The organism is Streptomyces sp. NPDC002884 (assembly GCF_040295245.1).
In the GTDB taxonomy this organism is placed as follows: domain Bacteria; phylum Actinomycetota; class Actinomycetes; order Streptomycetales; family Streptomycetaceae; genus Streptomyces.
On record NZ_JBEOVB010000012.1, the window covers coordinates 173,102 to 196,856 of the forward strand.

The 23,755-nt window shown below is 72.3% G+C and carries 24 protein-coding genes and 1 tRNA gene; 14 read left to right on the top strand and 11 right to left on the bottom strand.

The features are described from left to right. Positions 1–28: 28 nt before the first annotated feature. Positions 29–1,096 carry a dipeptidase gene (locus ABT070_RS24450; RefSeq protein ID WP_351763971.1) on the bottom strand — a complete coding sequence of 356 codons (1,068 nt, stop codon included), beginning with the start codon at positions 1,094–1,096 and terminating at the stop codon, positions 29–31. Then, the gene (locus ABT070_RS24455) at positions 1,093–2,466 is read right to left on the bottom strand and encodes an amidohydrolase family protein (RefSeq protein ID WP_451101485.1); all 1,374 of its coding nucleotides are present in this window, start codon (positions 2,464–2,466) and stop codon (positions 1,093–1,095) included. The genes ABT070_RS24450 and ABT070_RS24455 overlap by 4 nt, the downstream gene beginning before the upstream one ends. Positions 2,467–2,596: 130 nt before the next feature. Between ABT070_RS24455 and ABT070_RS24460 the strand changes: the two genes are divergently transcribed. From ABT070_RS24460 to ABT070_RS24485, 6 genes are all read left to right on the top strand, one after another. Next, positions 2,597–3,367, top strand: a complete 771-nt coding sequence (locus ABT070_RS24460; RefSeq protein ID WP_351763973.1) for an IclR family transcriptional regulator — start codon at positions 2,597–2,599, stop codon at positions 3,365–3,367. Then, positions 3,364–4,305, top strand: a complete 942-nt coding sequence (locus ABT070_RS24465; RefSeq protein WP_351763974.1) for an ornithine cyclodeaminase family protein — start codon at positions 3,364–3,366, stop codon at positions 4,303–4,305. Before ABT070_RS24460 ends, ABT070_RS24465 begins: the two co-directional genes overlap by 4 nt. Before the next feature lie 288 nt (positions 4,306–4,593). After that, entirely contained in the window at positions 4,594–5,031 is a 438-nt protein-coding gene (locus ABT070_RS24470) for a DUF485 domain-containing protein (RefSeq protein WP_351763975.1), read from the top strand. Further along, complete coding sequence (locus ABT070_RS24475) at positions 5,028–6,638, top strand: sodium/solute symporter (RefSeq protein ID WP_351763976.1); 1,611 nt, start codon at positions 5,028–5,030, stop codon at positions 6,636–6,638. Before ABT070_RS24470 ends, ABT070_RS24475 begins: the two co-directional genes overlap by 4 nt. A 318-nt stretch (positions 6,639–6,956) precedes the next feature. Beyond that, positions 6,957–7,535, top strand: a complete 579-nt coding sequence (locus ABT070_RS24480; protein ID WP_351763977.1) for a hypothetical protein — start codon at positions 6,957–6,959, stop codon at positions 7,533–7,535. 124 nt (positions 7,536–7,659) lie between these two features. Then, complete coding sequence (locus tag ABT070_RS24485; RefSeq protein WP_351763978.1) at positions 7,660–8,421, top strand: bestrophin-like domain; 762 nt, start codon at positions 7,660–7,662, stop codon at positions 8,419–8,421. Between the two features lie 42 nt (positions 8,422–8,463). On the opposite strand, the gene ABT070_RS24490 is transcribed toward ABT070_RS24485, so the two are convergent. Further along, positions 8,464–9,345 carry a LysR family transcriptional regulator gene (locus ABT070_RS24490; protein WP_351764052.1) on the bottom strand — a complete coding sequence of 294 codons (882 nt, stop codon included), beginning with the start codon at positions 9,343–9,345 and terminating at the stop codon, positions 8,464–8,466. 98 nt (positions 9,346–9,443) lie between these two features. On the opposite strand from ABT070_RS24490, the gene ABT070_RS24495 reads away from it, so the two are divergent. Next, a complete protein-coding gene (locus tag ABT070_RS24495; RefSeq protein ID WP_351763979.1) occupies positions 9,444–9,809 on the top strand; it encodes a YybH family protein in 366 nt (121 codons plus the stop codon). Positions 9,810–9,898: 89 nt separating this feature from the next. Here the strand turns inward: ABT070_RS24495 and ABT070_RS24500 are convergent, their stop codons facing one another. Continuing rightward, positions 9,899–10,495 (bottom strand): TetR/AcrR family transcriptional regulator, encoded by a 597-nt coding sequence (locus ABT070_RS24500; protein WP_351763980.1) that lies wholly within the window; start codon positions 10,493–10,495, stop codon positions 9,899–9,901. Positions 10,496–10,567: 72 nt separating this feature from the next. Here ABT070_RS24500 and ABT070_RS24505 point away from each other — a divergent pair, with 72 nt between their 5' ends. After that, positions 10,568–11,095 (top strand): GNAT family N-acetyltransferase, encoded by a 528-nt coding sequence (locus ABT070_RS24505; RefSeq protein ID WP_351763981.1) that lies wholly within the window; start codon positions 10,568–10,570, stop codon positions 11,093–11,095. A 408-nt stretch (positions 11,096–11,503) separates the two neighbouring features. On the opposite strand, the gene ABT070_RS24510 is transcribed toward ABT070_RS24505, so the two are convergent. Next, a complete protein-coding gene (locus tag ABT070_RS24510) occupies positions 11,504–12,142 on the bottom strand; it encodes a nucleotidyltransferase domain-containing protein (protein WP_351763982.1) in 639 nt (212 codons plus the stop codon). A 253-nt stretch (positions 12,143–12,395) separates the two neighbouring features. Here ABT070_RS24510 and ABT070_RS24515 point away from each other — a divergent pair, with 253 nt between their 5' ends. Continuing rightward, on the top strand, positions 12,396–12,929 hold the full coding sequence (locus ABT070_RS24515; protein ID WP_351763983.1) for a cupin domain-containing protein: 534 nt from the start codon (positions 12,396–12,398) through the stop codon (positions 12,927–12,929). A 75-nt stretch (positions 12,930–13,004) separates the two neighbouring features. Here the strand turns inward: ABT070_RS24515 and ABT070_RS24520 are convergent, their stop codons facing one another. Beyond that, positions 13,005–13,781, bottom strand: a complete 777-nt coding sequence (locus tag ABT070_RS24520; RefSeq protein ID WP_351763984.1) for a GNAT family N-acetyltransferase — start codon at positions 13,779–13,781, stop codon at positions 13,005–13,007. Positions 13,782–13,904: 123 nt separating this feature from the next. Beyond that, complete coding sequence (locus ABT070_RS24525) at positions 13,905–14,474, bottom strand: TetR/AcrR family transcriptional regulator (protein ID WP_351763985.1); 570 nt, start codon at positions 14,472–14,474, stop codon at positions 13,905–13,907. A gap of 92 nt (positions 14,475–14,566) precedes the next feature. Between ABT070_RS24525 and ABT070_RS24530 the strand changes: the two genes are divergently transcribed. Further along, positions 14,567–16,039 (top strand): MDR family MFS transporter, encoded by a 1,473-nt coding sequence (locus tag ABT070_RS24530; RefSeq protein WP_351763986.1) that lies wholly within the window; start codon positions 14,567–14,569, stop codon positions 16,037–16,039. 41 nt (positions 16,040–16,080) lie between these two features. Here the strand turns inward: ABT070_RS24530 and ABT070_RS24535 are convergent. Together ABT070_RS24535 and ABT070_RS24540 are read right to left on the bottom strand one after the other, a co-directional pair. Continuing rightward, positions 16,081–16,154 (bottom strand) — tRNA-Met (locus tag ABT070_RS24535). Positions 16,155–16,207: 53 nt separating this feature from the next. After that, positions 16,208–16,411 (bottom strand): cold-shock protein, encoded by a 204-nt coding sequence (locus ABT070_RS24540; protein ID WP_009192932.1) that lies wholly within the window; start codon positions 16,409–16,411, stop codon positions 16,208–16,210. 269 nt (positions 16,412–16,680) lie between these two features. On the opposite strand from ABT070_RS24540, the gene ABT070_RS24545 reads away from it, so the two are divergent. The 4 genes from ABT070_RS24545 to ABT070_RS24560 all read left to right on the top strand — a co-directional run bounded on the left by ABT070_RS24545 (position 16,681) and on the right by ABT070_RS24560 (position 21,183). After that, a complete protein-coding gene (locus ABT070_RS24545; protein ID WP_351763987.1) occupies positions 16,681–16,977 on the top strand; it encodes a hypothetical protein in 297 nt (98 codons plus the stop codon). 279 nt (positions 16,978–17,256) lie between these two features. After that, positions 17,257–18,840 carry an FMN-binding glutamate synthase family protein gene (locus ABT070_RS24550; RefSeq protein ID WP_351763988.1) on the top strand — a complete coding sequence of 528 codons (1,584 nt, stop codon included), beginning with the start codon at positions 17,257–17,259 and terminating at the stop codon, positions 18,838–18,840. A gap of 13 nt (positions 18,841–18,853) precedes the next feature. Further along, positions 18,854–20,650, top strand: coding sequence for a thiamine pyrophosphate-dependent enzyme (locus tag ABT070_RS24555; protein ID WP_351763989.1), 1,797 nt, complete (start codon positions 18,854–18,856; stop codon positions 20,648–20,650). 98 nt (positions 20,651–20,748) lie between these two features. After that, positions 20,749–21,183, top strand: coding sequence for a VOC family protein (locus ABT070_RS24560; RefSeq protein ID WP_351763990.1), 435 nt, complete (start codon positions 20,749–20,751; stop codon positions 21,181–21,183). A gap of 130 nt (positions 21,184–21,313) precedes the next feature. On the opposite strand, the gene ABT070_RS24565 is transcribed toward ABT070_RS24560, so the two are convergent. Next, the gene (locus ABT070_RS24565) at positions 21,314–22,642 is read right to left on the bottom strand and encodes an NtaA/DmoA family FMN-dependent monooxygenase (RefSeq protein WP_351763991.1); all 1,329 of its coding nucleotides are present in this window, start codon (positions 22,640–22,642) and stop codon (positions 21,314–21,316) included. Between the two features lie 10 nt (positions 22,643–22,652). Next, complete coding sequence (locus ABT070_RS24570) at positions 22,653–23,738, bottom strand: LLM class flavin-dependent oxidoreductase (RefSeq protein WP_351763992.1); 1,086 nt, start codon at positions 23,736–23,738, stop codon at positions 22,653–22,655. Positions 23,739–23,755: the final 17 nt, after the last annotated feature.

A 23,755-nucleotide genomic window follows, 5' to 3' on the forward strand; every position in this document is an offset into this window, starting at 1 on the left:
CGGGAACTTGGCCACGCACATCACAGGGCTACGCCGTCCACACCCGTTCCGCGTAGTCGACGAAGTTGCGCCCCATGATCTTCTCGATGCGGCCGGAGGAGTAGCCGCGCTGTTCCAGCAGCCGTATCAGCTCGCGGAACTGGTCCACGCCCCGCAGGTCGACCACGAAGGGGTAGGTGTCCGCCCGTTCGCCGGCCGCGGAGACGCCCGCCTGCCGGCGCTGCGCCACGTGCTCGGCCAGCCGGGCCCGGTAGGCGTCGAGGTCGTCGATCGCGGTGACGGAGCCGTCGGTGCCGATACCGACGTGGTCCTCGCCGCAGACGTCCACGGCGTGCGCGATGTGCTCGACGACGTCGGCGGCGCGCGCGTGCCCGGTGGGGCTGAGGAACGGCATGAAGTAGATGCCGACGAAGCCGCCGCGCGAGGCCACCAGACGCAGTTCCTCGTCGGTCTTGTTGCGGGGAAGGTCCGTCAGCGCGCGGCACCCCGTGTGATTGATCGACACGGGGACCCGGGAGTGTGTGGCCGCGTCCAGACAGGTCCGCTCGCCGCTGTGCGACAGGTCGACCATGAGGTGGTGCTCGTTGAGGGCGTCGACCACCTCGCGTCCGAAGGCGGTCAGTCCCGTGCCGGCCGGCGCCGTCGAGCCGCCGCCGAGGCGGTTGGCCTGGTTGTAGGTCAACTGGACGACGCGCACGCCGCGTTCGGCGAAGGTGGCGACCCGACCGACGTCGTCCCCGACGGCCACCGCGTTCTGGAACCCGTAGACGACGCCAACACGCCCGTCGACGGCGGCGGTGCGGATGTCCGCGGCGGTGGTGACCTTCAGCAGGTCGTCCGGGTGGCGGTCGATGATGCCGTCCCAGACGTCGATCTCGTGCAGGGTGTGCTCGTAGGGCGGCAGGTCACCCATGACATAGCCCAGGGTGATGTTGACGGCGGTCAGGCCGGAGGCTCTCGCGTCGGCGAGCGTCCGGGCGTCGACGGTGTACTGCTCGCCGGTCGGGTTGAGGTCGCCGGCCGCGTCCATCGACTGCGGGGCGTTGGGGTTGTCGAGCTGTCCCAGCGCGTTGACGATCAGGGGCTTGCCGGTCAACGGGTCTCCCGGGGTGGGGTGGTGGCGTAGCCGGCGCGCGGGAAGCGGCGGCCGCGCTTGACGGTCAGGGTGATGGTGCGCAGGTGGTCGATGTCGGCCAGCGGGTCCTGTGCGAAGACCGCGAAGTCGGCCAGTTTGCCCGGCTCGACGCTGCCCGTCAGGTGCGCTGTGCCGGCGCTGCGGGCGCCGACGAGTGTCGCGGAACGCAGCACGTCCGGGGCCGGGATGCCGCACCGCTTCACCAGGAAGGCGAGCTCTTCGTACAGGGCGGGGAACGGCTCGCCCGGGGCGGTCTCGTAGTCGGTGCCGGTGGCCAGCGCCACGCCGGCCCGGTGTGCCTGCGCCGTGAGGGCGATGGCCAACTCGGTCTGGCGCCGGGCGCGTTCGGCGCTCTCGGGGTCGTCGCCGGCGAGTTCCTCGCTGGCCCACATGCCGGCGGTCGCGTCCAGGACGACGTCCTGTTCCCGCATCCGGGCGAAGAGCGCGTCGAGCCGGGCGTCCTCGCCGGTGACCAGACTTTCGTGATCGACGGCCGGCTTGTCCTTGTAGCGGGTCAGCGGCTCCTCGGCGGCCTCGTGGGCCAGCAGGGTCACATGCGAGACGGTGTCCACGCCGGCCGCGACGACCTCGCCGGGCGTGGCGGGGAACACGGCGGCGTGCGCCCACACGGGGATGCCCTGGCGGTGCGCCTCGGCGGTGACGGCGGCGACGAGTCCGGCGTCCAGGTCGGCGTAGACCTTGATGGCCGACGCGTACGTCCCCCGGGCCATGGCCACCGCCAGGCGGAGGTCGGTCGTGTCGGTGACGGCCTGCATCCAGGGCACGTGTCCGGGCACGGCGCCCTGGGTCACCTGGTGGGTGCGGGGGTCGTCGAAGAAGCCCGGGCCGGCCATGAGCGCCGCGTAGTGGATGTCCGGGGCGGCGATCTCGCCCACCAGCGCGGCCCGCGTGAGGTCGCCGACCTGACGCAGGTCGTCCGCCATGTCCCGCACGGCCGTGACCCCGCTGTGGACGAGGCGGCGCAGGATCGCCTCGGCGGCCGGACGGTCGGGCGGAGTGGCCAGGTGCTGGTGCGCGTCGACGAGGCCGGGGGTGACGAAGTGGCCGGTGAGGTCGACGACTTCGGCTCCCTCGGCGAGGGCGGCCGCCACGTCCGTCTCGTCCGCGACGGACCGGATCACGGGACCGTCCACGACGAGGGACACGGCGGGCCGGGGCGCGCTGCCGGTCCCGTCGAACAGCGTGAGGCCGCGGTAGACCACCAGTTCGCCGGCCTCGGGCGGCGCGAAGCGGTTCGCGCCGGCGGAACTCTCGTCGGCCTCCCCGGAACTCTGGTCCGTCGTCCCGGAACTCTCGTTCGTCAAGGTCACCACTCTCGATCTGTTACGCTCTACGTAACAACTCTCTCGCTGCTCGAAACAAGCGGTACCCTACCCCTGAATCCCGGCGGCGGACACGCCTCGCCGGGACGGTCCGTCAGGTCATCCGGGAAGGGCTTCGATGCCGCAAGCGACACAGGCGACGCGCACGGCCGTGGACAAGGCGCTGGATCTGGTCGAGGCCGTCGCCCGGGCTCCCCGGCCGCCCCGGCTGACCGACCTCGCCGACGAGGTCGGGCTGCACCGGGCCACCGCCTACCGCGTCCTCGTGGACCTCGTCCGACGCGGCTGGGTCCTGCGCGTCGACGACCGCTATCTGCCGGGCACCGCCGTGCTGCGCCTGTCGGCCCGGGCCGCGCACAACTCGCTGACCTCCCTGGCCCGCCCGGTGCTGGAGGGCCTCTCCGCGCGCACCGGCATGATGGTCAACCTCCAGGTCCTCGAGAACGACGGCTCCCGGGTGGTGGACGTGATCCGCCCGGACCGGCTGGCGATGATCAGCACCCTCCGGGACGAGGCGCTGCCCGTCCACCGGTTCGCCGGGCCCCTCGCCCTGGTGGCCGCTCTGCCCCCGGAGGCACGCGGCCCCTACCTCGCCGTGGCCCGCGAGGTCGGACACCCCCTCAACGGCGAGTCGGGTCTGCTCGCCGACCTCGAACGGACCGCGGCCGACGGGTTCGCCGTCGAGCACGGCCGCAACGAACAGTTCGTCGCCTCCCTGAGCCGCGCCGTCGTCCCGGTCCCCGGGGCGCCGGTGTGCGCCGTGACCGTGGTCGGTCCGGACGCCGAGATCGACGAACCCCGGATGCTCCGGCTGCGGGAGGAACTCGCCTCGGCGGTGGACACCCTCAGCCGGCTGCTGTCCGGCCCGGGCCCGGCGAGCGGCGCGTGAACGACGTCCTCGTCCTCGACCGGGCGGCCACCGCGGCCGCCCTCGACCCCCGCCGCCTGATGGCCGCCGTGTCCGACGCGCTGGTCGCCGTGGCACGGGACGCGGTCTCCGCGCCGCCCCGGATAGCGGCCTTCGCGCCGGGAGGCCTGCTGGGCGCCATGCCCGGATACGTGCCGGGGCTCGGCCTCGCGGCGAAACTGGTGTCGGTGTTCGCCGACCCCGCCCGCCCCGGGCGCAGCACCCACCGGGGCATCGTGGCCCTCTTCGACCCCGAGGACGGCCGCCCCCTGGCCGTCATGGACGCCGAACCCGTGACGGCCTGGCGCACCGCGGCGGCCGCCACGCACAGCGCCTGGGCCCTGTCCCGGCCGGGACCCGTCGTGGTCGTCGGCACCGGCGCCCAGGCCCGCGCCCAGGTCTCCCTCCTCGCCGCGCTCCGGCCCGCCGAAACCGTCACCGTCACGGGCCGCGACCCCGGGGCGGCTCGCGCGCTGGCCGCCCTGCATCCGGCGGGCCGCGCGACCGACGGGATCGAGAGCGCCGTACGCGAGGCGGCCACCGTGTACTGCTGCACCGGCGCGACCCGCCCCGTCCTGCGCCGCGCATGGCTCGCCCCCGGCACCCATGTCAGCTCGGTCGGCGGCTCCCACGGACCCGAACTCGACGACGACACCATCCGGGACGCGGCCCTCTTCGCGGAGTGGCACGGCGCCGCCGGCACTCCCCCGCCCTCCGGCGCCCACGAGTTGCAGGGGTTGCCCGAAAACCGCGTCGTCCGCCTCCTCGGTTCCGTCCTCGGCGGCGAGACTCCCGGCCGGACCTCCCCGGATCGGCTCACCGTCTTCAAGTCCACCGGTCACGCGGCCCTGGACGTGGCCGCCGCGCACGTCGTCCACCGCACGGCGACCGGCCACGGTACGCACGAGCCGCCCCGCTAGCGCGATCGGACCGGGTGCCGGCGCCCCCGCGGACCTCTCCCGGCACCCGCTCGAACGATTCGACCCACGCCACCCGCACAGCACCGCCGCGCCCTCTCACCACACCCGCCACTCCCACAACATCCGAGGTCAGAGCGCCGCAAGGGTCCTCACCAGGGAGTTCACGGAAGTCTCTGCGCGCGGTCCGACACCCGCATAACGTGCGGTCACCCGAACATTTGCGCCACTCCCCCACATTCGCGCGGGTCCGCACCACTTGGGGCCCACGACCCAGTAGGAGATCCTGGGATGTCCTCCGACAGCTCCGACTTATACCCGGCGCGGCACCGGCCCGGACGGCACGCCTCCCCCACCGCGACCCCGCAGTGGGCCGCAACCCCACAGGACGAGACCCGCCTGCCGGACCGCGACCGGCCGTGGACCGGCCGGCACCGCGACCTCCGCCGACTGCGCCGGGCCTGCCGCTGGCAGCGGCGCGTGGCCACGTTCGCCGCACTCGGCTACTTCGCCGTCTTCCTGACCCTCACCGTCGAAGCCCCCTCCGTCATGACCCGCCTCGCACCGGGCGGCCTCCCCACCGGACTCCTCCTGGCCCTGGTGCAACTGCCCGTCACCTGGCTGGCCGTGCTGCTCTACGAGTACACCGCGCGCCGGTACGTCGACCCGCTGGCCCGGCGCCTGCACCACCGGCCCGACCCCCTCCCGCACGAGGAGCAACGGTCGTGACGGACTTCGACGGCTCCGCGCAGTCCTGGTCCCTGGTGGCGTTCTCCAGTGTCGTGGCCGTGACGCTCATGCTCTGTGTGCTCACCGGTCCCGACCGCGACGACCTCGACGAGTTCTACACCGGCTACCGCTCGTTGTCGCCCCTGCGCAACGGACTCGCCATCGCCGGTGACTACATCTCCGCCGCCACCGTGCTGACCATCGGCGGGGTCATCGCGCTGTGCGGCTACGACGGCGTCGTACTGGCCCTGAGCACCGTCCTGTCCCTGCTGCTCCTGATGGTCCTGCTGGCCGAACCCCTGCATCACACCGGCCGGTTCACCATGGCCGACGCGCTCGGCAGACGGCTGCCCGGCCGCGCGGTGCGCATCACCGCCTGTGTGGTCACCCTCGCCTCGCTGGTGCCGATGATGGTCGTACAGCTCGCCGGGGTGGGCCAGTTGCTGGCGTACGTCCTCGGTTTCTCCGACAGCGCGATGCGGACCGGCTGCATCGTCGGGGCGGGAACCCTGATGATCAGCTACGCGGCCATCGGGGGCATGCGGGGCACCGCCCTGATCCAGATCCTCAAGACGGTGATCCTGCTCGGGTCCGGCCTGGTCGTCGCCGGACTCATCCTGCACACCTTCGGCTGGAGCCCCCGGACCCTGTTCCGGACCGCCGCCCACGGCAGCGGCGCCGAGGACAACTTCCTGCGCTACGGCCTGCAGTTCGCCAACGGGCCGCACCGCGGACTCGACATGGTGAGCACCCAGTGCGCCATCGTGCTGGGCGGCGCCTGCCTGCCGCACGTCACCATGCGGATGTACACCGCAGGCAGCGCGCCCCAGGTGCGCCGCGCGATGTCCTGGGCGATCTCGACGGTCACCCTGTTCATCGCCGTGATCACGGTCATCGGCGTGGGCGCCACGGCCCTCATCGGGCGCGCGGGCGTCGTCGGTGCCGACCCACGCGGCAACACGGCCTACCTGCTCGGTTCGCGCGCCGCGTTCGGGATGCATCTCTCCCGCCCGGAGAGCCTGCTGTTCGCCACCGTCACGACGGCGATCTTCCTGACCCTGCTGGCCTCCGTGGCGAGCATGACGCTGGCCTGCGCCAACTCCCTGGCCCACGACATCGCCGCCGCCCGCCCGAACGTCTCGCCGCTGCGCGAGATGGCCCTGGCACGGCTGGCCGCCCTGGCCGTGGGCCTCCCGGTCATCCTGCTCGCCGTCATCGCCCAGCACCGCAGTCTCCAGCCGCTCGCCACCGTCTCCTTCTGCCTCGGCGCCTCGGCCATCGCGCCCGCCCTCGTCTACAGCCTCTTCTGGCGGCGCTTCACACGCGCCGGCCTGCTGTGCACGCTCATCGGCGGATCGGTCAGCGTCCTCGTCCTCATGACCGGCACCAACCTCGTCTCCGGCTCTCCCGGATCGGCGTTCCCGGAAGTCGACTTCAACTGGTTCCCCTTCACGACCACGGCCCTGGTCTCGGTACCGGCGGGCTTCCTCTGCGGCCTGCTCGGCACCGTCCTGTCCGGCAGGAAGGCGACCGCACGCGAACGGGAACGCTACGCCGCCATCGAAGCCGTCCTCCTCGCCGGACCGCCCAGTCCCAGGAGCCGCTGACCGCCCCACCCCACCCGGCCCGTCTCGCCCCACCCCGCCTGGCCCGGACCGGACCGACGGCCTGACCACCCCACCTGGCCCGGCCCGGACCAGACCGACGGCCGGACGACGGCCGGACGACGGCCTCGGCGTGCCCGACGACCGGGCCCCGGGCGGGCGAAGAGCGGCCCGCCGAGGCCGGGCGCGACCGTGTCCCCGAGCCGAGCATGATCGTTACTCCCGTTGCCGAACGGCCACCGCCCGGTGGGCGCGTCGGCATCCACTCATGTGCGCCTCCGTCCGAGGCGCGCACACGATCAGCGGAGAGGAACAGCATCGGTGAGCGGCTGGATCACCCTCGGCCTCGGAACCGTCGCCGCGCTCTGCCCCATCCCGGGCGCCGGCGGACCCGCGGTCGTCGTCGACACCACCCCCACCACCACGCACGTGGTGGTGTGTTCCGCCGACGGCTGGGTCGAGATCGGCGCCCCCTCGCGGCAGCGCCCCGCCGCCCCTTCGTCGCCTCCGCACACATCACGGCCGCCGCGCACACCGGCCCCCGCGGCGCCGCCGGAACAGGCGGCACGGACAGCGCAGGCACCTCGCCCTGTCGGCGCCCCACCGACTCCGCCCCCGTCGGCAACCCCGCGCACCCGACCCGCCGAACGCGGGGAGCCCGCGCCGGAACCGCCGTCCGAGGCCGACGAGTTCGCCGCCGACGCGCCCACCCCTGCACCCGCCCCGGTACCCCGCGCCGCGCCCTTCCGCTGGGTGCCGCGCTTCCACTACGGAGGCGGTTCGGCGCGTCCGGCACCCGCCGGCCTGTCCACCACGATGACCACCGTCGTGATCACCACCCCGGCCGTCCTGGCCGCCGCCGCGCTGCGCCCGGGCTCCCGACGCCGCAACGCCGGCTGACCCGCCCACGGGCCGCCTCCACCCAGACCACTCGACCGCTCATCCACTCCCCCCACCCCCATCCCTCCATCCCCCCATCCCTCCATCCGCTCATCCGCTCATCCGCTCATCCTGGAGTCCTGCTGTGCCGGAATGGCTGATCTACACCCTCGCCTGCGCGCTGGTCTGCGCCTTCGTGGTCGCCGCCACCGTGATGCGCCACCGCCGCGTGGCCGACGACGAGGACACCTCGCAGACACCGGACGTGCTCGAGTACATGGTGATGATGGTGGGCGTCGTCTACGCCATCGTCCTGGGCCTGGCGATCGCCGGCGTCTGGGAGGCGCGCGGCGCCGCCGAGGACACCGTGCAGCGCGAGGCCCAGGCACTGTACGAGATCGACCAGCGCCTGGACGTCTACCCCGCCGCCTTCCACACCCAGGTCCAGCAGCACATCGACGCCTACGCCCGGCACGCCGTGAGCACGGAGTGGCCGGCCATGGAGGACGACGGTCCGATCGACGCCACCGGGGGCCGGCTGCTGACCCGCATCCGCAGCGACATCGCACACCACACGCCCACCGACGAACTCCAGGCCCAGGCCTACCAGCCGCTCCTCGACCAGGTCGCCGCCGCCGACGACGCGCGCCACCAGCGCCTCGACAGCGCCGGCAGCACCCTGCCGGGGGTGGTCTGGTTCGGCCTGATCGCGGGCGGGTTCGTCACGCTCGGCCTGCTCTACGCTCTCCAGATCCGTCGCTCCGCACGGGAGTTGATGCTGGCCACCGCGTTCAGCGCCCTGGTGGTCTTCCTGCTCTTCATGGTCTGGAGCTTCGACGCTCCCTTCGGCCACTCCGGCACGGACTCGGCTCAGCCGTTGCAGGAGCTGTTCGCGAGCACGACCTGAGGCCGCGGACTCGTACCCGAACCTGCACCCGAACCCGAACCCTCAGGGTTGGCGAAAGGCCTGGCGGCTGTGCACGATCAACTCGCGCACGGCAGGGTTGTGCGTGCTCTTCCAGACCAGGGCGAGCACCGCCGGTGTTTCGATGTCCTCGATGACGCGGGCGGTGAGCCGGTCACGGTAGCTCACAGCCATCGACTCACTGAGGATCGCGACCCCCAGTCCCCGGGAGGCCAGGTCGGCGATGGCATCCGCCGCGCTGGCTTGCAGCGCGATCGCGGGTTGCAGGCCCTGTGCGGCGCAGGCCCGGTCGAACACCGTACGCAGGCCGGTGCCGGGTGGCATGCAGACCGTCGGGTGGGCGACCAAGTCGCCCAGAACGACCCGATGTCGTCTCGCCAAGGGGTGTCCCTGGGGAACGGCCGCGACGAGCCGCTCGCTGATGATCGTCAGTGAATCCAGCCCGTCCGGGGCGGTGTCCGCGGTACCGACGAGAGCCAGGTCGACGACGTCGGCGCGCACTCCCTCGATGAGCCGGTCGGAGTTGTCCTCCAGCAGCGAGAGCTCCACCCCTCGATGAACCCGGTGAAACTCGGCGAGGGCGTCGAACAGCGGGGTGACGGTGCAGCCGATGACCATGCCGACCGTGAGCCGGCCCCGGATCAGATCGGTCACCTGCCCCACCGCCTGACCGACCGCCGCAGCCGCGGCGAGTGCGGCGCGGGCGTGTTCGAGCGCGGCAGTTCCCGCGACGGTCAGCGTGACGGTACGCCCCGACCGGTCGAACAGCTCGGCGCCGAGTTCGTCTTCCAGCCGACGGATCTGGGCGCTCACGCCGGACTGGCTGATGTGCACGCGCCCGGCCGCCCGGGTGAAGTTCCGCTCCTCGGCGACCGCGACGAAGTATTCCAGCTGCCTCAGATCCATGACCAAGGATTCTAGCTTCCAGAAAATCCATCTGTTGGACTTCTGATCGACGGGCGACAAGGCTGGAGGGCGTCGAAGCCGGACGCCAGGAGGAACCCATGCAGGACCACGAGAAGGCCGCGCGGCCCGAGGACATCACTCGCCTGTTCGTCGAACGATCCAATTCCGGTGACGCGGCCGGGGTCGCCGCGCTCTACGAGGAGGACGCGGTGCTGGCCTTCCCGCCCGGGGAGCTGACGGTGGGGCGGGACGCGATCCGAGCGGTGTGGGAGAAGGTGCTGGCGCACCGCCCCCACTTCGAACCGGAACCCCCGCTGCCGACGCTGATCAGCGGTGACATCGCCCTCACCGCCACCCCGCCGAGGGACGGGGCCGGCGCCCGGGCACAGGTCGTCCGACGCCAGCCCGACGGAAGCTGGCTGCGCGTGCTCGACCAGCCCGAGTTCGTCCCGCCCACCCGCTGAAGAGGCCGCTCACTCGATCGCCGCCGCGCACCGGTCCCGAACGTGGCGGTCTTGGCGGCCAACGGGTGCGGGGAGGCGGCGCACCGCGGTCACGAGGTGTCGCGGTCCTCGCCGCGCAGGAGGGCCAGTTGCCGATGGACGGCGGCGGTCACCCTGCGCTCGTCGTCCGTGGCGAGCAGGTCGAGCAGGGCCCCGCGCAGTACCGCCAGCGCCAGAGTGCGGCGGACGGCGCCGTCCTCGGCGTCCCGTTCCGACGGCGGCTGACAGGCGGCCAGGACGTCGAGCCAGTCGTCCACGGTGGCCTTGGCGAACCCGGCCCAGGGGCCGTCGGGTTCGACGAGGGAGCGGGCGTACGCCTCCGCCCACAGACGCAGCAGCGGGCGGTGCTCGTCGGCCGCGAGCCACGTCCACACCTGATCTGTCGCCGGAACCAGGCCGACGGGGCGGTCGGCCTGACGGAGACGCGTCAGAAGCGCCAGCTCGTCGGTACGGGCCCGCTCCAGCAAGGCCCGCACGAGTCCGTCCTTGTTCCCGAACAGGAACATCAACACCCGCGTACTCGAGCCGATGGCCTCGGCCAGCGGGCGGAGCGACAGGTCGGCCAGACCGTGGGTGAGCGCGTACCGGTAAGCGGCTTCGAGCAACTGGGTCTGACGTGGAGAGGGGTTTGCGGTTTCCGGGGACATGGTCCTAGCCTAAAGCGACTGACACAACCGTGTCAGTAACATGCTGTGACGAAACACTCCGGAGAGTACGCAATGCCGAATACAGCACGCCGCCGGCCGGTCGTGATCCGCCGCGCCGACCGTCCCGGCGACCTGGGCTGGATCGTGATGGCCCACGGCGAGCTGTACGCCCGGCAGTTCGGCTGGAACACGGACTTCGAGGCCCTGGTGGCCAAGATCGTCGCCGAGTACGCGGCAGGACACTCCCCCGCCACAGAGGCGGCCTGGGTCGCCGAGGTCGACGGCGAACGCGCGGGCTGTGTGTTTCTGGTCGCCGACGACCGACCCGAAGTGGCCAAGCTGCGCGTTCTGCTCGTCACCCCGGCCGCCCGGGGCCTCGGCCTCGGCACCCGTCTCGTCGAGGAGTCCCTGACCTTCGCCCGCGAGGCCGGCTACCGGCGCGTGACGCTGTGGACCACCGACAACCTCGTGTCCGCCCGCAGAATCTACGAACACTTCGGTTTCGTCCTCTCCGACGAAGAGCCCCATCACGGATTCGGCCACGATCTCGTCGGCCAGAACTGGACCCTCGACCTCCACGACCGCCCCACGGAGAATTGAACGACCCCGCCGTCGCCCGGGGCCGCCTCGCTGTCCGGCCGACCGACCGGCTTTCTGGCCGACTGACCGACTGTGCATGGGGAGTCGGTTGCCGATCTGCGCCGCGCAGTCCGTCGTGCCGCCGCACCGACATCGGCGCTGTTCCGGTCTGTGGACCATGAAGCTGCCGACGACGCCTTCGGCCGGACCGTGCAACAGCCGCGCCGTGACGACCAGCCCGGCCTGCTCCAGCAGTTCGACCCACGGCCGAAGTCCCGCACGAGTTCGGCATACGAATCCCGGATAGCGGAGAGGCAGGAGGCGTCGGTCGCGCCGCCAACCCAGGGGAGCGCACTGGCAGCGGCGGCCGAACAGCCCTTGGTGACGCGCGGGTTGTCCTTGGTGATCGACCGGCGCGGCCCCGAGCGACTACCGCGCCAGCTCCGCCAGCCACGGATGTCCGGGGTGCACGCGGTCCAGCCACTCGCCGAGGCGATCCCGCCGAACCCGGCCCAGCAGTGGCAGCACCCCGTCGAAGTCCGTCTGATCCTTGGGCCGCGTCGCCTTCGCCTTGAACAGCAGCACCAACTCCGGCACCAGATAGGGGATTCCGTCCGCCGTCCGCGCGATGATCGCGTCGTACGGCAGCCGCAGGCTCTCGTCCCGTCGGCAGATCCATGTCCCGCCCTCGTGCGGCTCACGGAAGACATCGAACAGGAACCGACCGCTTGCCGGATCCCGGAGCCAGGTCTGGTGCGTGGCTGCGAGCGCCTCGGCTCCCGCACCCGCCCAGACCCGTCCCGAACCCACCGCGTCCCACACGTACTCGGGGAAGCGGTCCCGAATCTCGGGGAATCCCGCCGCGGGCACCGCGATCTCCAGATCACCGTGCGCCCGCGACTGCTCCCCGCGAAACAGGTCCAGCGCCCACCCGGCGGCGACGCACCAGGGCGTACCCACCCCACCCAACCGCTCCGCGACCTGCTCCGGCCTCCAGGCGTCCGCCCATCGGGCATGCAGTTCGTCCGTATCGGGCACAGCGCCACCGGGCGGCAGGGGTTCGGTCATCGCCACAACCTACTTCCACAAGCCGTCCGGCCGCGGTCGTCTTCCGGGCGGGCAAGCACGTCGGCCGGCCGGCGCCGGGCTGCGACGACGCCAGGCGGCGGCCGACATCCAGCTCGTGGCCACCCATCCGCGGACGGGAGAGACCTGGGCCCCGACGGAAGCGGCGGTCGTCGCGGACGGTCTCGATTGACCCATGGAATCGACCCCGAAATGCACCCTGTCACCGGTCGATCGACTCCCTAGAGTCGTAGTCATGACGAAGAAGAACGAGACCACGCAGACCGTGCAGACCATGCAGACCGCGGACTTCGCCCCGGTCCTCACCCGCGCCGCCGACGCCGAGACGACCAGTGACCCCAGCAGTGTCATGACTCTGCTCGCGGACTCCGGCCACACCGGAGGGCGGCTCACCAGTTACCGGTCGACGTTCGCCGAAGGCGCGGTCGGAGCACCCGCCCATCTGCACACCAGGGCGTCCGAGGCGTTCTTCGTGATCGACGGAGCGCTCCAGGTGCTGGTGGGCGAGGAGATCACCGTCCTGGAGGCGGGCGACTTCCTCGTGGTGCCGCCGCACACCCCGCACGCCTTCGCCGCGGCGCCCGGCAGGACGGCCGACGTACTGTTCGTCTTCACCCCGGGTGCCGACCGCTTCGACTACCTGCGGCTCCTCGGCCGGGTGATGCGCGGCGAGGCCGACCCGCAGGAGATCAAGGACTCCTCGGAGCGGTTCGACAACCACTACGTCGACAGCCCGGCGTGGCGCGAGGCACTCGCCGCACGCGGCTGAGGCCTCACGGCCCTGCGCCCCGCAGGGGCACCTACGACACCGGCGCCACGCCGAGCCCCGCGGCCAGGACCCGGGCTACGGCGTCCAGACGTACGGCGTCATCGTGGTGATCGTCCGGAAGCCCAGCCGTCGCAGGAGCGGGGCGCTGTCGGGCGAGGCGTCCACGTGCAGGTACGGGATCCCGCGCTCGGCGGCGAGGGCGACGCGGGCGTCGACCAGGGCGCGGTGGATTCCCCTGCGGCGCCACTGGACGAGGGTCGAGCCGCCCAGCAGGGTGGCGAACTGCGTGCCGGGGCGGAAGACCAGCCAGGCCGCGGAGACCATCTCGCCGCCCGCCTCGGCGACGAGGACGACGGTGTCCCGCGGGGCGGCGCCGATCCGGGCGATGAGATCGTCGCCGAGGCCGCTCAGGTCCAGGCCCCAGATGGCCGACTGGAGTGCCGCGACGGCGTGCAGGTCGGCGTCGGCGCTGACCTGCCGCAGCGTCACGCCCCCAGGAAGCACGGGCCGGCGTACGGCCGTCTCGGCGACCGGGCCGATCAGCACCGTGGACGGCGGGTGCGGGGTGAAGCCCGCCGCGCTCAGTCGGTCGGGGAGGTCGGCCGGGGTGTCGTGAACGCGCAGCCGCCACTCCACCGCCTCCCCGCGCGCCGCGAAGAAGTCGCGCTGCCGGGCTATGAGTTCGTCCAGTTCCCGGCCGTGCAGACCCAGGTCCGGGGGGCCGCTCACCAGTGCCCGTAAGGGGCCGACGGCCCGGGTGAGCGGGCCGTCGGGGGCATGGGTGGCGGCGTGGGGCGGTGCGCCGCGCAACTGAGCGTCGTAGGCGGCCAGAAGATCCCGGGCATCGGTCATACCGCCCGACGTTAGGACCTGTCCGCCGCTCACGCGTCGCTTCGGCGCGACCGCGACGGAAGGACGCGACTGCGGCTGACGGCCCTGGCGGACCTGGCGAGCGGGTGGTGCCGCTGTTGCCGGTCAGCGCACCAGAGGGAGGAACAGCGTGTCGACGATCTCCTCGAGGACGTGGTCGGGTGCGGGGGCGGAGGTCGTGAGGATTTCGTGGCGCAGCAGGTCGAAGGGGAGGGACTTGACGCGTTCGGTGAGGAGTTCCCGTTCGGCCTCGCCACGGTCGACGGCGCGGTCGAAGAGGACGTCGAGAGCTTCCTTGCGTCCTGTCGCGAGGGGGTCGCGCAGGTCGGCGGGGCTGATGCCGGTTCCCTGGTGGTAGCCGGCCAGTTGGACGCTCATGACGGTGACGAGCTGGGCACGGGTGGCGTTGATCTCCCGCATGAGGGTGAGGACGTCCTCCCGCAGGCTTCCCGTGTCGGGAAGCTCCAGGAGGTTCTCCTTCAGGGTGTGGACGATGGCTGCCCGGACGAGTTCGTCACGGTCGGACCAGCGGCGATAGAGAACGGGGGGGCTGGTGCCCGCGCGTTGCACGACGGCGTCCATGGTGAACCTGGCGTAGCCGTGGTCCGCGAGTTCTTCCCAGGCCGCATCGAGGAGCGCCTTCTCCAGTGCCGCTCCGCGGCGTCGCTCGGGCATCCACACCTCCATTGGATAGACTTGCCTATCTTATTCTAGCGCCCTACCCTGACGGCCGTAAGATAGATCTCTATATCTTAAGGTGACTGTCCATGAGCACTGCCGACCGGACCGGGCCCGCGCCCGCCGCGGTGGACCCCGACCGTACAGACCCCGCCGTGTGGCGCATGGCGTTCACCGTCATCGTGGGCGCCCTCGCCGTCGTCTTCGACACCACCATCGTCAGCGTCGCCCTCGACGACCTGGCGAAGGGACTCGACGCACCGCTGTCCACGATCCAGTGGGTGAGTACCGGCTATCTGCTGGCCCTGTTCGTCACGATCCCGCTCGCCGGATGGGCCCAGTCCCGGCTCGGCGGCAGGCGCCTGTGGATCGCGTCCCTGGGCGTGTTCCTGCTCGGCTCGATCCTGAGCGCGCTGGCCTGGAGCGTGACCAGCCTCATCGCCTTCCGCGTCGTCCAGGGCGTCGCGGGCGGCATCATGATGCCGCTCACCACCACGCTGATCATGCAGGCGGCCAAGGGCCGCACCATCGGCAGGGTCATGGCCGTCATCACCGTGCCCACCGCGCTCGGCCCGATCCTCGGCCCGGTCCTGGGCGGCCTCATCCTGCATCTGGCCGACTGGCGCTGGCTGTTCTTCGTCAACGTCCCCTTCTGTGCCGTCGGCGGCTGGCTCGCCTGGCGCAACCTGCCCCACGACCGTCCCGCCCCCGGCCGACCCCGCGCCCGCCTGGACGTCGTCGGCCTGCTCCTGCTCTCCCCCGGCGTCGCCGCCACCATCTACGGACTCTCCCGGGTCGAGGGCAGCGCGGGCTTCACCAGCGCCGAGGTCCTCATCCCGCTGACCGGCGGACTCGCCCTGGTCGGCGGCTTCGTCGCCTGGGCGCTGCCGCGGGCCGGCGCCCTGGTCGATCTGCGGCTGTTCCGCCACCGCGCGGTGGCCTCTTCCTCCGCCCTGATCTTCCTGGCCGGCGTCGCCCTGTACGGGGCGATGATGCTGCTGCCCCTGTACTTCCAACAGGTCCGCGGCGAGGACGCCCTCGGCGCCGGGCTGCTGCTCATCCCGCAGGGGGCCGGCGCGCTCGTCGCACGCGGCCTGGCGGGCAGGTACATCGACCGCGTGGGCCCCCGCTGGGTCGCCTTCGCCGCCTTCGCCTTCGTCACCGCGGCCACCGTGCCGTTCGCCTTCGTCACCGCCGACACCGGCAAGGTCCTGCTCATGGCCGCCCTGTTCGTCCGCGGCATCGGCTTGGGCGCTGCCATGATCGCGCCCATCGGCGCCGCCTACGTCGGCCTGCGACACGAGGAGATCCCGGACGCCAGCATCATCACCCGCGTCGCCCAGCAGATCGGCGGCTCGGTGGGCATAGCCGTCCTCGCCGTCGTCCTCCAGCGCACCACCGGGGGCGCCCACACCCCTGGCGCCCTGGCCGACGGCTTCGGCGCGGCCTTCTGGTGGTCGGTGGCCTTCACCGCCGCCGCCGTCCCGCTGTGCCTGCTGCTGCCGGGCCGCCCCGAACCGGTGGCGCCCGTCGACGAAGCAGCGACCGAGCGGGTGGCATGACAGCGAAGGGGTCCGGCGCGATGCCGGACCCCTTCTTCTCGTAGCGGGGACAGGATTTGAACCTGCGACCTCTGGGTTATGAGCCCAGCGAGCTACCGAGCTGCTCCACCCCGCGTCGGTGATGCCACCCTACACCGTGGTCACGGGGCGATGCGCCGTGCGGCCGTCTCAGCCGCGGACGATGTTCTCGGCCTGCGGGCCCTTCTGCCCCTGGGTCACGTCGAAGGTGACCGGCTCTCCCTCCACCAGTTCCCGGTAGCCGTTGCCGGAGATGTTGGAGTAGTGGGCGAAGACATCCGGTCCGCCGCCGTCCTGGGCGATGAATCCGAAACCCTTTTCGGAGTTGAACCACTTCACGGTGCCGCTGGCCATGCTGCTCGTCCTTCGGGTCTTGCCGGGAGGTCCCGGCTGGTCTGCGTGCGGGGCCTTCCACGACCGGAAGGCACCCGGCGTTCGTCCTACCCCGTCGACGGAGTGGTTATCCGACTTCTTCACCGGCCGCAGCGCTCGGGGTGCGGGCCGGGCGCCCCGATGTCCCGGTCGCCCTCCGTGCCCTGTCTGGCCCAGGTCCCCGCGCAGGCGGCTCACCGGGCTGGTCAACTGGCCGGAAGGCTCCGTACCTCTTCGCAAGGGAACTCAGTATGGCCATCGTCGTGGTTCTCGATATGCCGGGGATGACCCAGGCCCAGTACGAGCAGAGCGCGGAGAAGGTGGCCGGCCGCCCCGGCCCGGTCGAGAGCCCCGCCGACTGGCCGGTGGCCGGTCTCATCTCGCACACCTCCGCCCCCACCGAAAACGGCTGGCTCGTCGTGGACGTCTGGGAGTCCGAGGAGGCGTTCCGGCAGTTCGGCGAGACGCTCCTCCCGATCCTGCGGGAACTCGGCCTCGCGGACGTACAGCCGCGGACCTACCCGGTGTTCAACGTGGTCACCCGGTAGCGCCGCCCCACCGCCCCATGCTCTGAGACAGCGACGGCGGCCCGTCACCAGGGGCCGCCGGCCTTGTCGCGCGGCCACGTGACCGCGCGGCCACGCGTCCTCGATCCCTCTCCTCTCGTCTCCTCTTCCTCTCCTCCCTCCCTCGATCCCTCGCTCCCCGATCGCGTGCTCGGTCTTCGGCGGGCGGTGCGGTTGCCGGGCGGGCGTGCGGCCATTTCTTGACGATCTCTGGAGAGAGCGGAGGGACATGATCGTCGGCTGTCGGGCAACGAGGGGGAGGTGACACGTATCGGACTGGTGGTCCTGGCTCTGGCTGTCGCGCTCGCGGCGGGCGCGGCCGCGGTGGGAGATTCACCGTGGTGGTGGTGCGCCGCCGCGCCGATGCTCGTACTGGGGCTGCTGGGCGCAGGGGACCTGATCCAGCGCCGGCACTCCGTGCTGCGCAACTATCCCGTCCTCGGGCACGCCCGCTTCCTCCTGGAGAAGATCCGCCCGGAACTGCAGCAGTACTTCATCGAGCGGAACTTCGACGGCCGCCCCTTCGACCGGGACACCCGCACCATCGTCTACGAGCGGGCGAAGGGAACCGACGCCGAGCAGCCGTACGGCACCGAGCGGGACGTCTACGGCCCCGGCCACGAGTTCCTGGTGCCGTCGATGGCGCCCTGTCCGGTGCCGAAGGCCGCACCGCGGGTCCGGATCGGCGGACCCGACTGCGGCCGTCCGTACGACATGGCGCTGCTCAACGTGTCGGCGATGAGCTTCGGCTCGCTCTCCGCGAACGCGATCCTCGCGCTCAACGGGGGCGCCGCGGCCGGGGGTTTCGCCCATGACACCGGCGAGGGCGGTCTGTCGGAGTACCACCTGCGGCCGGGCGGTGACCTCGTCTGGGAGATCGGCACCGGCTACTTCGGCTGCCGGACCGACGACGGCGACTTCGACCCGGAGGAGTTCGCCGACAAGGCCGCGCACGAGCACGTGAAGTGCGTGTCGCTCAAGCTCTCGCAGGGCGCGAAGCCCGGCATCGGCGGGGTCCTGCCCGGAGCGAAGGTCAACGCCGAGATCGCGCGGGTGCGGGACGTGCCCCCGGGCCGGACGGTGATCTCACCGCCCTACCACCGGGTGTTCTCCACGCCGCGCGAACTCGTCCGCTTCGTCGCCAGGATGCGGGAACTCTCCGGTGGGAAACCGACCGGTTTCAAACTCTGCGTGGGGTCGCGCCGGCAGTTCCTCGCCGTGTGCAAGGCGATGCTGGCGGAGGGCACCGCCCCGGACTTCATCGTGGTGGACGGCGCGGAGGGCGGGACCGGGGCGGCACCCCTGGAGTTCGCCGACCATGTCGGCACCCCGCTCACCGAGGGACTCCTGACCGTGCACAACGCCCTCGTCGGCGCGGGTCTGCGCGATCGTGTCAGGATCGGGGCGAGCGGCAAGATCGCCACCGGTACCGACCTGGTCAAGCGCATGGTGCAGGGCGCCGACTACGGCAACGCCGCACGGGCGATGATGTTCGCCGTCGGCTGCATCCAGGCGCAGCGGTGCCATACGAACACCTGCCCCACCGGTGTCACCACGCAGGACCCCCGGCGGGCCCGCGCGCTCCACGTCGGCGACAAGACACTCCGGGTCCGGCGCCTGCAGGAGGCGACGGTGGCCAGCGCGCTGCAGATCATGGCGTCGATGGGGGTCACCGATCCCGCGCAGCTGCGTCCGCACATGCTGCGCCGCCGCATCGACCCCCGCACCGAATGCTCCTTCGAGGAACTCTACGAGTGGCTGGAGCCGGGGCAGTTGCTCGCCGAGCCGCCCGCTTCCTGGGCGGCCGACTGGGCCGCCGCCGACCCCGACCGCTTCACCGTGTGATCTGGAGGATCCCGTGGCCCGAACCGTCGCGCGCGTCATCGTGGACGCGCTGAGCGAACTTGGCGTGCGCCAGGTCTTCGGCGTCGTAGGCGACGCGCTCAATCCGCTGACCGACGCCATCCGCACCACCGAGGGCCTGGAGTGGGTGGGCTGCCGGCACGAGGAGGCCGCGGCCTTCGCCGCGAGCGCCCAGTCGCAGCTCAGCGGCACTCTGGGCGTGTGCATGGGCACCGTGGGACCCGGCTCGGTGCACCTGCTCAACGGACTCTACGACGCGGCCAAGAGCCGTACCCCGGTGCTGGCGATCGCCGGCCAGGTGCCGCTCGCCGAACTCGGCAGCGACTCCTTCCAGGAGGTCGACAACGACGCGCTCTTCAGCGACGTGGCCGTCTTCCGGGCCACTATCACCTCGGGTGACCAGCTGCCTCAGATGCTGGAGACGGCGGTGCGCACCGCGCTGGGCCGCAAGGGCGTCGCCGTGCTGACCGTCCCCGGTGACCTGGGGGAACGGGAGCTGAGCGCGGACCGGCCGGCCCGGTTCTCACTGAACGCCCCGGTGAGCCGGCCGGACGGGTCCGCCGTCCGGCAAGCCGCCGAGCTGCTCGACCGGGCGCGGCGGGTCACGCTGCTCGTCGGACGAGGCGCCCGCGCCGCGCGGGAGGACGTACTGGCCCTCGCCGACCGGCTGGCCGCGCCGATGGTGCTCACGCTGAAGGCGAAGGAGGGCTTCGAGGGCGACGCCAATCCCTTCCAGGTCGGCCAGACCGGGCTGATCGGCAACCCCGCGGCCGCGTCGGCCCTGCAGGATGCCGACACGCTGTTGCTGCTGGGCACCGACTTCCCCTACCGGGAGTGGTACCCGGACGGCAGGACCGTCATCCAGGTGGACACCGAGGCCGCTCACATCGGGCGACGGGTACCCGTGGAGGTGGGGCTGGTCGGTGACACGGGCGCGACCGTCCGGGACCTCCTGGCCGAACTGGCCGAACTGGCCGAACTGGCCGAACTGGCCGAGCTGGCCGAGCCGGCCGCCGGGAGCGGCGGCGCGCGCGACCGCTCGCACCTGGAGGACGCCCGCGAACGCTTCGAGCGGTGGCGCGAGGGTCAGGCGCGGCTCGCCGACCCGGCGCACGACAAGGGTCTGGTGGGCCGGGTCCGCTCCGCGCTGGACAACCGCGCCGGCGACATCCGCCCCGAGGCGCTGGCCGCCGTGGTGGACCGCCTCGCCGACGACGACACCGTCTTCACGTCCGACACGGGCATGGCCACCGTGTGGCTCTCGCGTTTCGTCGAGATGCGCGGCCGGCGGCAGCTGATCGGCTCCTACAACCTGGGTTCCATGGCCAACGCCATGCCACAGGCCCTCGGCGCCCAGTGCCTGGACCGGGACCGCCAGGTGGTGGCCTTCTGCGGCGACGGCGGGCTGAGCATGCTCCTCGGCGACCTCATGACACTCAAGACGAACCGGCTCCCCGTCAAACTCGTCGTCTTCGACAACCGCCGGCTGGGCATGGTCAAACTCGAACAGGAACAGGCCGGGCTGCCGGAGTTCGGCACCGTGCTGGACAACCCCGACTTCGCGGCCGTCGCCACGGCCATGGGCATCACCGGCATCCGCGTGACCGACCCGGCCGAACTGGAGGAGTCCGTACGCCGGGCCTTCGGCACCCCCGGACCGGTCCTGCTCGACGTGCTCACCAACCCGGACGAGATCGCCGTCCCGGCCAAGCCGACCGTCGCGCAGGGGTGGGGCTTCGCGGTGGCCAAGATCAAGGAGGTCGTGCGCAGCAAGGGGGACACGGAGGACTGACAAGGTCCCACGCTGCGCGGCGAGTTGGCCGCGTATGCCCGCCCCGGCCAGGGCGGGGCCGTGGGGGCGATGAAAGATCCCGCCTCTACGATGGGCCCATGGCGTCGATCAAGCAGGTCCAGATCACCTTCGACTGCGCGGAACCCGAGCGCGTCGCCCGCTTCTGGTGCGAGGTGTTGGGGTATGTCGTACCGCCGCCGCCGGAGGGGTTCGCCGCCTGGGACGACTTCGATCGCTCGTTGCCGCCCGAGCGCCAGGGTGCGGCGTTCGCCTGCGGTGATCCCTCGGGTGTGGGCCCGCGGCTGTTCTTCCAGCGCGTTCCCGAGGGCAAGGTCGTCAAGAACCGGGTGCATCTCGACGTGCGGGTCGGCACCGGGCTCGTGGGTGCGGAGCGAGTGGCCGCACTCGAGGCGGAATGCGCCCGGCTGGTCGCGCTCGGCGCGGTGCGCGTGCGGCTTCTGACCGCCGACGGCTACAACGAGTCGTGCCTCCTGATGCAGGACGTCGAGGGCAACGAGTTCTGTCTCGACTGAGGGACGGCGGACGGGGCACCTTGTCGACGTGTCCCACCCGCACGACGGCGGGTTCGCGCAGCTGGTCCGGGAGGGATTCACGGGACCCGGGTGACGGCCGGCGGTCGGCGGTCGGCGGTCCGCCGTGCGCTCACCCGCCCTGCGGGGCGGGGAGCGACGGCAGTTCCAGATGCTCGCGCAGGGTGGTGCCCCGGTACTCGGTGCGGTAGACGCCCCGGCTCTGGAGCTCCGGGACCAGCTTGTCGACGATGTCGGTGACCGACGACGGGAGCAGGTGGGGCACGAGGTTGAATCCGTCGACGGCGCGGGTGGTGACGTAGCGGGTCCACTCGTCGGCGACGGCCGACGGCGTGCCGACGAACGCCGGGTGGCCCGGTGCCACCTCCAGCACCAACTGCCTTATCGTCAGGCCCCGTTCGGCCGAAAGCTCACGCCATTTGCGGATCAGGGCCGCTTTGCCGGTGCGGTGGGCGATCGCGATCGTGCCGCGTGAGGGGTCGAGTTCGTCCTCGCCGGGCTCGATGTCGGGCAGCGGGCCGTCCGGGTCGTAGGCGGACAGGTCGGTGCCCCAGTACTGCTCCAGGAAGGCGATCGCCCGGGGCCCGTTGATCTGCTCGCCGCGCACCCAGCGGGCCTTCTCCTCCGCCTCGGCCGGGGTGTCGCCGAGGACGACGCTCGCGCCCGGCAGGATGCGCAGCGAGTCCGGCGACCGGCCGTGCCGGGCCAACCGCTCACGCAGGTCGGCCGCGTAGGCGACGGCCTTGCCGTACTCGGTGTTGGCGGAGAAGACGACGTCGGCGTGGCGGGCGGCGAGTTCGCGGCCGCCGTCGGAGTCTCCCGCCTGGAAGAGCACCGGCCTGCCCTGCGGGCCGGCCGGTACCGTGGCGGTGGCCCGCAGCCGGACCAGGTCGGTGTCCCGCTCGACCGGACGGGCAGGGCCCCGGCCGTCCCAGGAGGACCACAGTTCCTTCGCCGCGTCGACGAACTGGCCCGCGCGGTCGTAGCGGCGTTCGTGCTCCAGCCAGCCGCCCTGCCGGAAGTTGGCGCCGGTCCAGGCGTTGTCGGTGGTGACGATGTTCCATCCGGCGCGGCCCGCGGACAGCAGGTCGAGGCTCGCCAGGCGGCGCGCGAGATCGGCCGGGTAGTTGTAGGTGGTGTTCTGGGTGGCCACCAGGCCGATCCGGTCGGTGACGGCTGCCAGCGCGGACAGTTGGGTGATGGCGTCGGGGCGGCCGGCCGCGTCGAGGTCGAAGATCCTCCCCCGGTTCTCCCGCACCCGCAGCCCCTCGCCGAGGAAGAAGGCGTCGAAGAGGCCCCGCTCCAGTGTCCGCACCACGTCGACGAAGGTCTCGATCGCCGTGTGCGAGGGGGCGTCCGGGTCGCTCCAGATCAACTGGGGCCCCACGCCCGTGAAGAAGAGACCGAGGTGGAGTTGGGGTCGGGAGGGCTGTTCGGTCATGGCGGTCACCTCAGGCGTTCGTGGTCGCGGCGGCGAATCGGCCGACGGGGCGGGGCAGGCCGAGCGTGGTGCGCAGCGTGTCGCCGGGACGGGGCGGGCGGTGGAGTCCGGCGGCGGCCAGGGCGGGCAGTACCCGGTCGGCCAGGACGGGCAGGTCGTCGGCGAGGACGGCGGGGTGCAGCCGCACGCCGTCGACGGACCGGGCGAGTTCGGTGAGGAGTTCGGTCAGCGCTTCCGGGGAGCCGACGTGGCGCAGCCGTCCGGTCTGCGGCCACCCGGCGGTGCCGTTCAGCTCGGCCAGCCGGTCGGCGGCCGGGACGGCTGTGTCGAGCGCCACCTCCACCTCGGCGAAGACCAGGGGGGCGCCGCTGCCCCGGGCGGTGGCCGAGCGGGAGGCGATCCCGGCGGGTGTGGGGCGGGCCACCAGGACCACGTCGGCGCGCTCGTCGATCTCCAGCGCGTCCGGGGCGAGGACGACGATCTGCCCCTGCGGCGGGCGGGGCGTGATCAGGGGGCCCTTGACGGTGAAGGTGGCGCCCTCGAAGTCGATGTGGTGGACACGGTCGGGGTCCAGGAAGCGGCCGGTGGCGACGTCCTTGATGACCGCGTCGTCCTCCCAGGAGTCCCACAGGGCGCGGGCGGTGTCGACGACGTCCGTGAGCTCCCGGTGCAGCGCGTCGGCGGAAAGCGGGGCGCGTCCGACGGTGGCGAGTTCGGCCGCGTCGGCGGCCGCTCCCACCAGCCAGGCGGCCCGGCCGTGCGAGGCGTGGTCCAGGGCGGCCAGCTGGGTGGCGAGGTGGAACGGCTCGGTGGTCGTGACGTGCAGCGTGGGCGCGAGCCCGATGCGGTCGGTGAGGCCCGAGACGTACGCCGCGCGGGTTCCGGCCTCGATACGGGCGACGGGGTCCGAGCCCGTGCCGGGTGGCAGCGGCGCGTCGGCGAAGGTGACGAGGGCGAACCCGGCGTGCTCGGCGGCGACGGCCGACTCGCGCACCGCCCGCGGGGTCGGGGCCGCGGGGGCGGCGGGGTGGGCGCCGCCTCCGTCGGCCTCGAGGACGAGGTGCAGAGCGGGCTGCCGGGTGGGGCGGTCGGTCATGGGGAGTTCCTCCGGTG